Annotated in this window: 13 protein-coding genes and 1 pseudogene; 7 read left to right on the top strand and 7 right to left on the bottom strand. The window is 70.8% G+C overall.

What is annotated here, in order from left to right:
* Positions 1-110 precede the first annotated feature (110 nt).
* Together AC0ZLC_RS25060 and AC0ZLC_RS25055 are read right to left on the bottom strand one after the other, a co-directional pair.
* A complete protein-coding gene (locus AC0ZLC_RS25060; protein ID WP_476754213.1) occupies positions 111-1,103 on the bottom strand; it encodes an ArsR/SmtB family transcription factor in 993 nt (330 codons plus the stop codon).
* Between the two features lie 152 nt (positions 1,104-1,255).
* A complete protein-coding gene (locus AC0ZLC_RS25055) occupies positions 1,256-1,762 on the bottom strand; it encodes a hypothetical protein (protein ID WP_476754212.1) in 507 nt (168 codons plus the stop codon).
* Between the two features lie 220 nt (positions 1,763-1,982).
* Here AC0ZLC_RS25055 and AC0ZLC_RS25050 point away from each other — a divergent pair, with 220 nt between their 5' ends.
* Positions 1,983-2,615, top strand: coding sequence for a DUF2461 family protein (locus tag AC0ZLC_RS25050; protein ID WP_476754211.1), 633 nt, complete (start codon positions 1,983-1,985; stop codon positions 2,613-2,615).
* Positions 2,616-2,686: 71 nt separating this feature from the next.
* On the opposite strand, the gene AC0ZLC_RS25045 is transcribed toward AC0ZLC_RS25050, so the two are convergent.
* Positions 2,687-3,622 carry a helix-turn-helix domain-containing protein gene (locus AC0ZLC_RS25045; protein WP_476754210.1) on the bottom strand — a complete coding sequence of 312 codons (936 nt, stop codon included), beginning with the start codon at positions 3,620-3,622 and terminating at the stop codon, positions 2,687-2,689.
* 127 nt (positions 3,623-3,749) lie between these two features.
* Here AC0ZLC_RS25045 and AC0ZLC_RS25040 point away from each other — a divergent pair, with 127 nt between their 5' ends.
* Positions 3,750-4,793, top strand: coding sequence for a saccharopine dehydrogenase family protein (locus AC0ZLC_RS25040; protein WP_476754209.1), 1,044 nt, complete (start codon positions 3,750-3,752; stop codon positions 4,791-4,793).
* Positions 4,794-4,947: 154 nt separating this feature from the next.
* Here the strand turns inward: AC0ZLC_RS25040 and AC0ZLC_RS25035 are convergent, their stop codons facing one another.
* The 3 genes from AC0ZLC_RS25035 to AC0ZLC_RS25025 form a co-directional block, all read right to left on the bottom strand.
* On the bottom strand, positions 4,948-5,655 hold the full coding sequence (locus AC0ZLC_RS25035) for a hypothetical protein (RefSeq protein WP_476754208.1): 708 nt from the start codon (positions 5,653-5,655) through the stop codon (positions 4,948-4,950).
* A gap of 263 nt (positions 5,656-5,918) precedes the next feature.
* A complete protein-coding gene (locus AC0ZLC_RS25030; RefSeq protein ID WP_476754207.1) occupies positions 5,919-6,953 on the bottom strand; it encodes a DUF6215 domain-containing protein in 1,035 nt (344 codons plus the stop codon).
* A 211-nt stretch (positions 6,954-7,164) separates the two neighbouring features.
* Positions 7,165-8,046 carry a LysR family transcriptional regulator gene (locus tag AC0ZLC_RS25025; RefSeq protein WP_476754206.1) on the bottom strand — a complete coding sequence of 294 codons (882 nt, stop codon included), beginning with the start codon at positions 8,044-8,046 and terminating at the stop codon, positions 7,165-7,167.
* A 61-nt stretch (positions 8,047-8,107) separates the two neighbouring features.
* Between AC0ZLC_RS25025 and AC0ZLC_RS25020 the strand changes: the two genes are divergently transcribed.
* From AC0ZLC_RS25020 to AC0ZLC_RS25010, 3 genes and pseudogenes are all read left to right on the top strand, one after another.
* Positions 8,108-8,473 (top strand): DoxX family protein, encoded by a 366-nt coding sequence (locus AC0ZLC_RS25020; RefSeq protein WP_476754205.1) that lies wholly within the window; start codon positions 8,108-8,110, stop codon positions 8,471-8,473.
* Between the two features lie 170 nt (positions 8,474-8,643).
* Positions 8,644-9,024, top strand: a pseudogene (locus AC0ZLC_RS25015) (helix-turn-helix domain-containing protein); the annotation flags it as partial.
* A gap of 212 nt (positions 9,025-9,236) precedes the next feature.
* On the top strand, positions 9,237-9,560 hold the full coding sequence (locus AC0ZLC_RS25010; protein WP_476754204.1) for a hypothetical protein: 324 nt from the start codon (positions 9,237-9,239) through the stop codon (positions 9,558-9,560).
* Positions 9,561-10,084: 524 nt separating this feature from the next.
* On the opposite strand, the gene AC0ZLC_RS25005 is transcribed toward AC0ZLC_RS25010, so the two are convergent.
* A complete protein-coding gene (locus tag AC0ZLC_RS25005; RefSeq protein WP_476754203.1) occupies positions 10,085-10,408 on the bottom strand; it encodes an ArsR/SmtB family transcription factor in 324 nt (107 codons plus the stop codon).
* A 308-nt stretch (positions 10,409-10,716) separates the two neighbouring features.
* Between AC0ZLC_RS25005 and AC0ZLC_RS25000 the strand changes: the two genes are divergently transcribed.
* Positions 10,717-11,412, top strand: coding sequence for a response regulator transcription factor (locus AC0ZLC_RS25000; protein ID WP_476754202.1), 696 nt, complete (start codon positions 10,717-10,719; stop codon positions 11,410-11,412).
* Positions 11,413-11,506: 94 nt separating this feature from the next.
* The gene (locus tag AC0ZLC_RS24995; protein WP_476754201.1) at positions 11,507-12,883 is read left to right on the top strand and encodes a sensor histidine kinase; all 1,377 of its coding nucleotides are present in this window, start codon (positions 11,507-11,509) and stop codon (positions 12,881-12,883) included.
* Positions 12,884-13,008: the final 125 nt, after the last annotated feature.

The following is a 13,008-nucleotide window of genomic DNA, read 5'->3' as shown; positions in this document are numbered from 1 at the left end:
TCGGCACCGGCCATCCGGAAACGCCGAACGCCATGAATGCTCCGGGCTGCCGGCACGGGCGGCCAGGCCCTTAAGCCATGGCTTAAGGGCCCCGGCCACGCTGCGCGGTGCTATCGGTTCCCGTCCAGCAGTTCCCGGCCCAGGGCGGTGGCCATGTGCAGCACGGAACCACCGCGCCGGCTGGTGGTGATGAGGCGCGCCTCGCGCAGCGCCCTGGTGTGCTGGCTGACGGCGGCCGGCGAGACACCCAGCCGCGCGGCCAGTTCGGTGGTGCTGCAACCGCCGGCAGCCACGCGCAGCGCGGTGGCCCGGGTACGTCCGAGCAGAGCGCCCAGGGGATCGCCGCTCACGGGGCCCCGGGGCTGCCACAGTGCGGCGCCGGTGGCCGGGTCGGTCACCGCGGGTACGGTGAGCCGCGGCAACGACGCGTCGTCGTACGGGTCGTACAGCAGGCTGAACGCACGCCAGGAGAACAGCGTCGGCGTCAGGACCAGCCCTCTGCCGCCCAGGTGGATCTCGACCGGGCGGGGGTGGCGTATCTCCAGCACGGGCGGTTGCCAGCGCACCAGCGAAGGGCTCAGAGCGGCCAGCAGGGCGTCAACTCCGCCTTCCAGGAACGTGCGGGCGTACTGCGCCCGTACGGCCTCCAGCTGTGACCGGGCAGCCGCCCAGTACGGTGCGACGGCCACCCGGTGGCAAGCCGCGAGGCTGGCCGCCAGCAGCCGCCGGGCATCGGCGTCCCAGTCGGCGAGGGCCCGCGCCCACGGCATGTGGGCGGGGCCGACGGCGACGGGTTCCAGTTCGCGGCGTACCAGGGTGCGCGGTGCCCGCAGCAGAGCCTCCACGGCGTGGTCGATGTCGGGCGAGTCACCGGCCAGCGCCAGCAGGTCGAGGCCCGGGCCCCGGGCCGGCAGCAGCGCGGTGAGTGGCCCGGCGTCCTGGCCCAGCAGGCCGGCCACCGTGGCGCGCCACCGTTGGAAGGGCAACGGGAGCGAGCGCCCGCACAACATCTCCAGGCTGTAGTACGTCTCCGCGGCGGCCCCGATGGTACTGGCCACCCGGGTGCGGGCGAGATCCTCCGCGGTGAAGTGAATGCGCAGCACCACAGACCCCCGTCACACGGCGGGGGACACCTTCAGGTGCGTGCGGTGCCGGTCCCGGCTGCCGCCTTGGTGGCGGCCGTGACATTGTCGGACGGGACGAGCGGGACCGACAACGCCCTTTCCGGACCTTTCGCATGCGGTGTTCATAGGCGTCACCTGCGGTTCTCGGCGTCCGCCTGCCGGGGCGTGGTCCAGCTGTGGTCAACCCCGTACGGCTCCCGGTCATCCGTCCTGGTCACCTCGGGGGTGTCAAAGCCCTGGGCCAGGACCAGACTGCGCAAGGTGCTGTACCCGAACAGGACGATCGCGGCCGCGGTGAGGTACAGGCGGAGGTCCGCCTCCCCCAAGCCGTCACCGGTCCGCAGCACATGCACGAAACCCCAGACGCTCGACACGGCCAGCAGCGCCCACACCGGCCACAGCAGCCGATGTGTACGCCGCCGCTGCCGTACGTCGGCCGTGGACCGGAGCACGACCCGCAGCCGTGCCTCGCAGTGCTCGCAGCATGCGCCTATCTCGCTCGGCCGCTCGGCGAACCGGTCCAGGCTGCCCACCTCCGCGTTGACCAATGTCGCCGTCTGTGTGCTGTCACCGACGTGCCGCGTGACGTAGGTGTGCGTGATGCTGTACCGGACCCTGTCCGAGATCTCGCTCCCCACAGCGCCTCCCCGCTCTCCCGGCTCCCGCCGACTTCCTTCCCGTTCCTGACAGTTCACACCCGTGGGCGGCAGGGACGGGTCTGGGTGAACCCACCCACCGCGCACAGCACAGCGAACCGGCCGGCGAGCCCCGCCGCAACACCCCCCCTTGCCTGCGGCTGCACCTCCCCGCCCGTCTCACTGCCCCGCGCACGGATCACGGGTGAGCTAACCTGCGCGCATGCGTGGACAGTTCACCGGCTGGCCGGAGCAGGCCATGGACGTGTTGTGGCAGCTGCAGGGCGAACCGACCCACGCGACCCGCGAGCGCTGCCGCGCGGACCGCGAGCGCCTGGTCCGGCAGCCGATGATCGCCCTGCTGAACGAGGTCGCGGACACCGACCCCCGGTACGAGGACTTCTCCGTCTGGCACTACCGCACCGACTCCTGGTGGTGGCAGCACCAGAGCGCGGTGATCCGGCTCGGCCGCAAGATCGAGATCGGTCTCCGGTTCGACCTGGACGGCCTGCGGATCCAGGGCGCCTGGTGGTACCCCGATCCCGGCCAGGTGGACATGTTCCGCAAGGCCGTGGCCTCCGAGGGGAGCGGCCGGGAGCTGTCCGGCATCGTCGAGGAGGTGCGGAAGAAGGGCTACGACATCTCGGGGGACATGATGAAGCGCCCTCCGCGTGGCTATCCGGCGGACCACTCCCGTACGCACCTGCTGCGCCACCGTTCGCTGATCGCCGCGCGGCCCCTCGGTTGCGCGGAATGGCTGCACACGCCCGAGGCGGTCGACCGGGTCCTCTCGGCCGCCGCCGACCTGGATGCCCTGCTGAGGTGGCTGGTCCGCCACGTGAAGCGCGCCGCCTGACATCACGGGGGTGCCGCGCGGCACGCGAGGCACCACACCCGATTCCCCGGTGGGGTCTTGGAGACCACTCCTCAGGGGCGGAAGGTGCGGCGGTAGGTGTCGGGTGGGACGCCGACGCTGCGGTGGAAATGGCGGCGCAGGGTGGTGGCGGTGCCCATGCCGGTGGCCGCGGCGATGGTGTCCACGGTGGCGTTGGTGGTCTCCAGCAGTTCCTGGGCGTGGCGGATGCGCTGGGTGTGAAGCCAGCGCAGTGGTGTGGTGCCGGTGAGGTGTTTGAAGTAGCGGCCGAGGTGGCGTGAGCTCATGCGTGCCTGGCGGGCCAGGTCCTCCACGGTGAGCGGTTGGTCCAGCCGCTCCAGCGCCCAGGGGAAGAGCTCGTCCAGTGGGTGGTTGCCCGGGGCGGGGAGGGGAGTGGCGATGAACTGGGCCTGGCCGCCGTCGCGGTGGGGCGGAATGACCAGCCGGCGGGCGATCTTGTTGGCGTTGGCCGAGCCGTGGTCGAGGCGGACCAGGTGCAGACACAGGTCCATGGCGGCGGCCTTGCCCGCGGAGGTGAGGACGTCGCCGTTGTCGACGTACAGGACGTCCGGATCGACGGTGGCCGCTGGGTGGCGCCGGGCCAGCTCCCCGGTGTGGGCCCAATGCGTGGTCGCGCGCCTGCCGTCCAGCAGTCCTGCCGCGCCCAGGACGAAGGCACCCGTGCACAGTGAGGCCACGCGGGCGCCGGCCTCGTGGGCGCCGCGTACCGCCTCGACCAGCTCGGCGGGCGGGTCCTGGTCGGTGTCGGCCCAGCCGGGGACGATCACCGTGTCCGCGTGCGTGAGGTGGTCGAGTCCGTGGTCGGGTTCAAGGCGGAAGCGGTCGAGGCGTACCGGACCGCTTCCGCAGACGGAGAAGTCGTACCAGGGGTCCACGATGTGGCTCAGGTCGGCTCCGAAGATCTCAACGGCCACGGACAGTTCGTAGTGGAGCATGCCGTCGGTGACGGCCAGCGCGACAGCAGGCATGTCCGAAACTGTATGCGTCGTGTCGTTTCCGACAGTCGTGCGGGGTGCCGCCGTGAGGCCAGGATGTGGGTGTCGGGCCGCAGCGGTTCGACATCGCGGCGAGCGTTCGAGGGCACGGGAGAGTCTCATGGGGTCAGGTCGGCTGGTGGCGGTGTTCGGCGCGTACGGTCACACCGGTCGGTTCGTGGTCGCGGAGCTGGCCGCGCGTGGGTTCGTCCCGGTGCTGTCCGGGCGCAACGCGCAGACCTTGGAGGAGCTGGCCCGCGAACACGGGCTGGAGGCCCGGGTGGCCTCGGTCGAGGACCCGGCTTCGCTGGATCGGGCCCTGGCGGGCACGGCGGCGGTCATCAACTGCGCCGGCCCCTTCGCCTCGACCACCGGCCCCGTCATCGAGGCCTCGCTCCGCGCGAACATTCCCTACCTGGACGTGGCCGCCGAGCTCGAGGCCAACCTCGACACCTTCGCCCACTACCGCGAGCGGGCCCGGGAGGCGGGAGCGGTGATCGTCCCGGCCATGGCCTTCTTCGGCGGCCTCGGCGACCTGCTGGCCACCGTGGCGATGGGCGACTGGACCGAGGCCGACGAGGCTCACATCGCCTACGCGCTCAGCAACTGGCACCCCACCTCCGGCACCCGGCTCTCGGGCGCGGTCTCCCGCAAGCGGCGCGGCGACCACCGCCTGCGCTACAGCGGCGGACAATGGGAGCACCGCACCGACGCCGCGCCCACCCTGGAGTGGACCTTCCCGGAACCGATGGGACCGCGGAAGGTGATCGGGGAGTTCACGATGGCGGACGCCGTCACCGTTTCCCAGCACCTGTCCATCCCCGAGGTGACCACCTACATGAGCGCCGAGGCGGCCCGCGACGTCGCAGCTCCCCACACTCCGGCCCCGACCGCCGCCGACGAGAGCGGGCGCTCCGACCAGACCTTCGTCGTCGACGTGGTCGTGCGCTCCGGCGGAGCCGAACGCCGGGCCACGGCCAGCGGCCAGGACATCTACGCCGTTACCGCGCCCCTGGTCGCCGAGGCCCTCGAGCGCGTCCTGACCGGCCGCACCAAAGCTGTCGGCGTCGTCTCCGCCGGCGAGATCTTCGATGCCCCCGACTTCCTTCACGCGCTCGCCCCGCACATCGCACTCGACCTGCACCCGCAGAAGCAGAGCGCCTGACGGGGCCGTGCGCAGGACACGGCCCCGCCGGCGACGGGCGGACAACGCCACCGGTTTCGGCGCCGGCCGCTCCCGTCGGCTCACTCCTGCCGTCGACCGCCGAGGCGGAGGCGGCGCTGACGGCTGCGGGCCTTGCTGCCGTACCGTGCACAGGTCAGCTGGTCTGCCCCGAGGAGGCGACCTCGTTGAGGTCGACGGTGTCACCGGCAGCGGGCTTCTCGGGGTTCACGGCCTTGCCGTACTCGCTGAACGTGGCGGTGTTGGGGCTCTTCCCGCCGCTGGTGGTGGTGCGCAGGATGTAGGGCTTGCCCTCGGTGGCCACGAACAGGCTGAGCGTCTCACCGCCCGCCGACTTCTTGGTCAGCCGGATGGCCTTCTTGCCGTCCACGGTCGTCGTGGCCCCCTTCTTCAGCCCCTTGCGCTCGGACTTGTCCTCGTCCATCGACGCCACCAGCCCCTGCTTGTCGCACAGGCCCTGCGTCATGGAGTCGTCGGCGGGAGCCTTCACCCACTTGTCGCTCACCTTCGGCACGATCCGGTCGCCCCGGGGCTGGTCCTTGAGGGCCTTCTTCCAGTACGCCTCGTTCCCCCGCAGGTACAGCGTGGCGTTCACGTGGCGCACGTCAGCCGTCGCTCCGGCCGTCTTCACCGTGCCCTCGCAGTTCTTGCGCTGGTCCACGGAGAGATCCACGTCCAGTGCCGCCCCATCGGCCTGCCGCAGGTTGCCCTGCACGTGCATCGAGTCGGCCTGCTCGGTCGCCTTGACCGCTTCGGCTGCGATCTTGTCGGCGCTCTTGCCCTCGAACGGCTGCTCCTCGGAGTCGGAGTCGGAGCCGCTCCCGCACCCGGTGAGGACCAACACCGCAGCTCCCGCTAAGGCGGCCATCGCTGACGTCCTGTTGCCCATCAAGTTCCCTCCCATGAGGCGCAGTTGCGCCCCCGTGCACCCACGACCCCTGCGGCCGCAGATCACCCCGGATACCCAGCGGATCCACCAACTCACAGGAAGAAGGAATTCCTCTTGTTCCAGGCGCTCGACAGGGACCGGCTCGCGGCGGGGGAGAGTGGCCCAAACGCAGAGGACGTCATCTCACCTGGGCGCATCAACGCGGGGCTCAGGCCGTCTCACCGGACAGGCCGTTCGGGGATCCTCGGAAGGACCTTCTCGGCGATGCCGAGCAGAGCGCTGTCGTCCGGGAGGGCTCCGGACGAGCTCCACACGGTGATGTCGCAGTAGCCGCCTCGGTCATGACGGTCCAGGGCCACGGACAGCGTCCGGGCCAGGGGGCCTTGTTCGACCGGTCCGCCGGACCCGCTGCTCCCGAGATCGATCTCGAACTTCATGGTGTGGTCCGAGGACAGGACCGCGGGCCGGCCGAGGACGGTGAGCTTCTTGATGTCCCTCTCGTCCCCGAACTTCATCAGCTTCACGTACTGGCCGGTCGTCAGCTCGTTGTAGGTGGCCGAGACGTTCACGGTGTACGTGTCGAACGCGACCTCGGCCTCCGGTTGGGCGACCCTCCCATCGGTGAGGGGAGCGGTGTTGTTGGTTCCGGAGGCAGTGGTCGCGGTCTCTTGGGGCGTTCCCAGGAGCTCGGCCAGGTCTGAGTGGTTGAGCGCCTTGCACAGCTCCTCACCGGTCACCGGCTGCGGCGTGTCCTTGTAGACCTTCGGAAGCTTCTCGTGTGCCCCGTCCGAACACGAGGCGGGCTCGGCGGTGTTGTCGTCGGACGGCGTGAAGCGTGGTGCCAGCCACAGCGCGGCCGCGAGTGCCCCGAACACGGCCACGGCCGCCACGGCCTGGCTCCATGCGTTGTGCTCCTTCTCCGCGGTGCTGGGGCCGGGAAGGGGCCCGGTGCCGGCCTGGGCCTCGAATCGGGGCGCGGGCTGCGGCTGTGGTTGTGGCCGGGCGCCGGCGTCGACGGCCGCCCCCTCCGCGGAGGCCGCCTGACCCGGGTTCCGGCGTGCGCGCAGGGCCCGGATCACCGTGTGGACGCGTATCGCGGTGAACACGAGGAACACCGCGCCGAGACCGGCCGCGACCCGATCGTGATCACGGACGGCGAGGTACGTGATGCGTACGCCGAGAACGGACCCGACCGCGATGAGCAGGGGCTCGCGCACCCAGAACGGCAGGAGGCGGAGGAGGAAACCGAGCATCCGACGATCTCACCAGGTCAAGATCACATTCGCCGTGATGGAGGCCACAGTTCCGGGCACGTGCCTGCGCGGAGGCCTCGCTGCCTGCCGAGCTGATCAGCGCACCTTGCTGCGGTGGCCGGGAGTGTCCTCGTGCTGGGCGAGTCGTTCGACGCGGCCGCCGGGAGCAGTGCCGATCCGCCCGGGCAGCCCGGCGGTGTCGGCCCCGTCGTCAACTCGGGTTCAGCTGCCGGGCGATGGCCGCCAGCAGCTCATCCAGCGCCGCGTCGTGCGTCCGCCCCCGAGGCCGGGCCAGCCCCACCCGGCTAGGTGAGATCCCGCGGACCGGACGGAACACCACGTTGGGGTGGGAGTAGAAACGGGCCGCCGACACCGGGGCCAGCGCCACGCAGCCGCCCGCCACCGCTCCGAGCCACTCGTCGGGACGGCTGGCCACGGCACCGACCCGGACGAGGTGCCCGCCCCGCTCCTCCGCCGCCAGCCAGTGTTCCCTCCAGGCTCCGGTCTCGGCTCCGGCCGCGACGAACGGCTCGTCCCACAGCTCCCGGAACTCCACCGTCTCGCTGTTCGCCAGCGGATGCCGGGCCGGTAGCAGCACCCCACGCTCCTCGACGAACAACTCCCGCACCGTCAACCGCTCCTGCCCCGGGAACGGCAGACGCACCACTGCCGCATCCACCTCACCCCGGGCCAGGCCGGCGCTCGGATCCGACCAGTCGAACTGCCGCAGCTCCACCCGCCACTCCGGCTGCGCCCGGCGGAACCCGGCGATGACTTCGGGGACGGCACCCACTGCGCCCGCGTCCAGGAAGCCGAGGCGCAGCACCCGCGCCGCCCGGCCGGTCGCCTGCACCGCCTCGTCCCAGCCGTCCAACAGCACGGGCACCCGCAGGGCGAGTTCACGACCAGCCTCGGTCAGCGCCATCCCCGACCGCGAACGCGCGAAGAGCCGTACCCCGAGATCGTCCTCCAGGCGACGGATCTGCCGTGTCAGCGCGGGCTGCGAGACGAACAGCCGCTCCGCTGCCCCGGTCAGGCTGCCCTCCTCCGCCACTGCGGCGAAGTACCGGAGCAGGCGCGTGTCCACGTCCATGCCGCCAGGTTATAGAAGCAGGTATTGGACGGTGCCGATGTGCACGCGGACCCTCAAAGGCATGACCGGTATCCAGCTCGCGCTCCTCCTCGTCACCCTGCTCACCGCCGTCGTCAATGTCGGTATCGCCGCCGCCGACCTCGCCGGGGCGCGCTTCGTGCTGGCCAACTCGGCGGAGGTGGGTGTCTCCCGATCCTGGCTGCCCTGGCTGGCCGCCCTCAAGCTGGCTGGTGCGGCGGGCCTCCTCCTCGGCCTCCTCGACGCCGCGCTGCGCCCCCTTGGCGCCGCCGCGGCCTGCGGTCTCGCCCTGTTCTACCTGGGCGCGCTGGCCTTCCATCTGCGCGCCCGCGTGCTGTACAACCTCGCGTTTCCCGGTTTCTACTTCGCCACCGCCGTAGCCACCCTGGCCCTGACCGTGTCCTGCTGATGGCGGCCACCACTCACTGTCCGACGAGAGCACTGAACCTTCGCTGCGAGAGGCAGGCTCCTCCGCAGCACACCGGCCCACCCTCCGAACGGCATGCGTACGCGATCCGTACGGCTGAAGTACGCGATCCTTACGGGTTGAGGGGTAGGGTGTGGGTCAGGAGGTGTTCCATGTCCGAGCTGTTCGACGCGGTCGACGCGCTGGTCGCGTCCCGCTCTCCGCTGCCGCCTGCGGAGGAGCGAAAGCGGCTGCGGGTCGCGCACGGCCTGACGCTGGACGAAGTCGCCGCAGCACTCCAGGTGCGCCGGGCCACCGTGTCCGGCTGGGAGTCGGCCAGGAAGCCGACCGAGCCGCGCGGCCCCGAGCGTGAGGCATACGCACGGCTGCTCCGGCAGCTCGCGGAGCTCTACCCCACCGCCCCGGAGGAGCCGGCCGCCGCCCCCACCGCGGCGCAAGCGCAGACGCTGCCCCCCGCTCCGGCATCCGACGCCGCGGACAGGACTGCGACCAAGAACACCCAGCCCCGCCCCGCCGCCAACTCCGCCCCACCTGTGGCCAAGATCGGTTGTTACGTATGGGAAAAGTGACGCAGCGCCCACTGCAGCTTCGGGCGGCTGTCGGCGGCATGACGCTGGCCTTGGCCATGTGCGGCGTCAGCGCATGTACCGGCGATGAGCAGCCTTCTGGGGGACCACCGCGTACCGCCTCCACGACGCACTCTGCACCGTCCTCCGCGTCCACTGAGAACGGCAGAGCAGAGCACGTGGAAGGCGAGACCGTAACCGACGCTCCGAAACCGATCAGCGGCGGCAAGGCCTTGCTGAGTGCGGCCTCGCGCCAGGGAAGTGCAGTACTCCCTCTGGACGGAGGGGCCAAGACTGGCGCACTTGGTATTCAAATCAACTGCTTGGGTGCCGGAAAGCTGAAAGTCAGCTTCGAACCTGCGGACCTCAGCTTCTCTCTCGACTGTGTACAGAAAGAAGTCAGCAGCACCTACAACGAGATCAACCTGAAACGCGAACGAGCAGAGGCAGCCCTTCGCATTTCGGCCCCCTCCGGTGTGAAGTGGGCAATCACCGTGGAGTAGCCGGGGGCACAGCAGTCGGCCAAGACCCGCAAGCGCGCCGCAGGCGCAACACGGCGGCGCCCCGGCCAGGAGCCACCGCCGCACCACGCCCGCCTGGGGCCCTGCCCACCAGCCTTACGTCCGCCGCTCCAGCCGGAGGGCGGCGGCGTAAGGCTGGTGCACTCACCAGCCGTCGGACGCGCTGCCCCACACGCGATCGGCTGCCACTGGCTGCTGTGGCCCAGTGCGGTGCGGCGCCTCCATCGAGGTCTCGTGGCCGTCGTCCGGGACACGGATCCGGCCCCACCGGCGGTGCTTGCCCGGACGGATCCCGGTGAGCCGGACCGCGTCGCCGTCGCGAGCGGCCTGCTCGTAGCGAAGTCGTCGACGCCGATCACTCGCGGCACCGCCTGCCGTGCCACCGCCGATATCATCTGGCAGGCCAGCTGCACTGTCCGGAGTTGGAGGGGCTTTAGCCGGCCGGGAATCTGCTCGCGGAAGGTTCCGCAGGGGCGGTCACGTCAGGGGTGGTGGCGGGGCGGTGCTCATCGGACGGGCTTCCCGGGGACTTCGGTGCCCTTGCCGTAGTTGGAGCAGAGGTCGACGGCTTCGCCCGTGGCGGCCAGCAGCTGCTCGGCGGAGGCGAGGAGGTCCAGCAGTTCGGGGCGGGCCAGCGAGTACAGCGAGGCGCGGCCCCGCGGGCGGGAGACCACCAGTCCGCACTCGCGCAGGCAGGCCAAGTGGGCGGAGACCGTGGACTGGGCCAGTTGCAGGCAGGCGACCAGGTCGGTGACGCGTGCCTCGCCCTCGGCCAGGCGGCGAATGATGGCAAGTCGTGCCGGGTCCCCCAGGGAGCGGAAGAGCGCCACTGCCGCCGTCGGGGCGGCGTTACATGGGTCGGCTGCGGGGGCTGGTTCTGTCTGTTGCATCGTCACTCTCCGCTTTAATGGGCCGTGTCGCCGGGGAAGTCGCCGCGCGCCGTCCCCCGGATCACGGCGGCGGCCCTACTCATCGACACGTGACGATGATAGCGCGGAACGCCGATGTGATAAATGCATGTATTCGGCTGTCCGCTCGGTTACCCGTTAGTTTCATCCATGTATTCCGATTTCATCGATAACATCCGATGTCGGGGTGGGTCGTCAGAGGACGGCTCCACTGCGACGGGGGTGCGGAGATGCAGGTTCTCGTGGTGGAGGACGACATACGGATCGCCGAGGCGCTGTCGGAGGCGCTGCAGCGCTTCGGGCACAAGGTCGACTGCGTGGGCAGCGGCGAGGAGGCGCTCGACGCGGCGTCTCACACCGACTTCATGCTCCTGGACCTGGGACTACCGGATCTGGACGGGCAGGAGGTGTGCCGGCGGGTCCGCCAGACGTCGGCGGTGCCGATCATCGCGGTGACGGCCCGGACGGAGGAGCTGGACCGGGTCCTGGTACTCCAGGCCGGTGCGGACGACTACCTGGTCAAGCCGTACAGCATGCGGGAGCTTCTGGCGCGTATGGAGGCGGTGGTCCGCCGGGTGCGTACCCACAGCGCCGTGCCGGCCGGCGGCGACGGTGCGGGGGCAGCGGAGCGGTGCGTGTTCGGGCCGATCTCGGTGGATCTGCGGACCCGGCAGGTGGAGGTGGAGGGAAGCCCCGTGCACCTGACGCGCCGTGAGTTCGACCTGCTCGCCGCGCTGCTGGCCGATGCCGGGGCGGTGCGCGAGCGGGAGGACCTGATCAACGAGGTGTGGGATCCCAACTGGCACGGCTCCACCCGGACGCTGGACGTGCACATCGGCTCGCTGCGTTCCAAACTCGGCGGCCGGGACTGGGTCGAGGCGGTGCGGGGGGTGGGGTTTCGCCTGGTGCTGCCCCAGCGGCCGTGACCACGAAACCGGATGTCTGCGGGGTCCGCCGCGGCGTGAGGGGAAGGATGCCGTGCGGCGTCACTTAATAGCAGCCCTGGTGGCGTTACCGGCTGTGGTGGTCACTGCGCTGGGCCTGCCGCTGGCCATGGACCAGGGGGACGAGGCGCTGCGGGAACTGGCGCACACCCGGGCCCAGCAGGCCAGGCAACTGTCGCCGGCCGCGGTCAAGGCCCTGACGATGGGTGAGCGGGACGAACTGCGTGAGCGGATCGCCGCGTATCAGGACGACACCGGAGGCCGCGCCCACGTCTTCGATGCCCACGGCCGCTCCGTCGAGGGAGCGTTGTGCCTGCTGACACCGGAAAAGCTGGCGCAGCAACAAGTGGTGCGGGCGGCGCTGCGCGGGCAGTCCACCGACTCGGCCGACTGGAAGTCATCCAGGCTTTCAGAAGAACTCGTGGTCGCGGTGCCGGTCATCCACGGCGGGGTGCTGGTCGGGGTGGTCGTGGTGTGCTCGGCCCTGGACGACCTTCAGGTGCAGCAGCTGAGGATGTGGCTGGTGGTCGCCGTGATCGCCGCTCTCGCGCTGGCTCTCAACGGCTTCCTGGCTGAGCCGATCGCCCGGTGGATCCTACGCCCGGTGCGGTATCTGGAGGCAGCGGCCCGCCAGTTCGCCGCAGGTGACCACGATGCGCGGGTACCAGTGCACCTGGGCCCGCCGGATCTGCGGGTGTTGGCGGAGACCTTCAACCACCTGGCCGTGCAGGTGCAACAGCAGGTGAGTGTGCAGAAGGCGTTCGTCTCCGACGCCTCCCATCAACTGCGCTCTCCGCTGGTGGCGTTGCGGCTGCGCCTGGAGAACCTGGAACCGCACGTGGCTTCGGCCGGGGCGGGCAGCCTGGAGCAGGCCCTTGGGGAAGTGGACCGGATGACCGGCATCCTCAACGCGCTGCTGCTGCTCGCCCGTGCGGAGTCCGGCACCCAGGCGGCCGAACCGGTCGATGTGCTGGCGGTTGCTGAGGAACGGGTGGCCTCCTGGAGGCTGGTGGCCACGCCCCAGAACGTCACCCTCGCCATCGACAGCGACAGCCAGCCGGTGGCACGGGCGATCGGGGGCACATTGGACCAGATCCTCGATGTCTTCCTCGACAACGCCGTCCGGGCCGCACCGGCCGCCTCGACCGTCGTTCTGCGGCTGGCCGAGGACGCCGGGATGGTAGCGGTGCAGTGCATCGACGCCGGGGCCGGGATGAGCCCGGACGAGCGCGGCCGTGCCTGTGACCGGTTCTGGCGCGGACCCCGGGCCGCACCGGGTGAGGGATCCGGTCTGGGTCTGGCCATCGCCGCAAGCCTCGCCCGCGTCAACAACGGCCATGTCCTGCTCCAGGAAGCGCCGGGCGGCGGCCTGCACGCCGAAGCCCGCCTGCCGGTCTGGCCGCCCGCACCCCACAAGCCGCACAGCGGCATGCTCCACCACACCCGGAGGTGATCCTGTCATGTTCCTGCATGTCCCCTGCATCTGCCCTGCATCTGCCCTGCCGGAGTGCTGATACGGGCGTTCCTAGGCTGACGCCCGGCCCCGGCCACGTCCGGCCGGCTGCCGTCGGCCCTTCA

The organism is Streptomyces sp. GLSS-08 (assembly GCF_056387915.1).
This window is presented reverse-complemented; position numbering and strand designations above follow the sequence as displayed.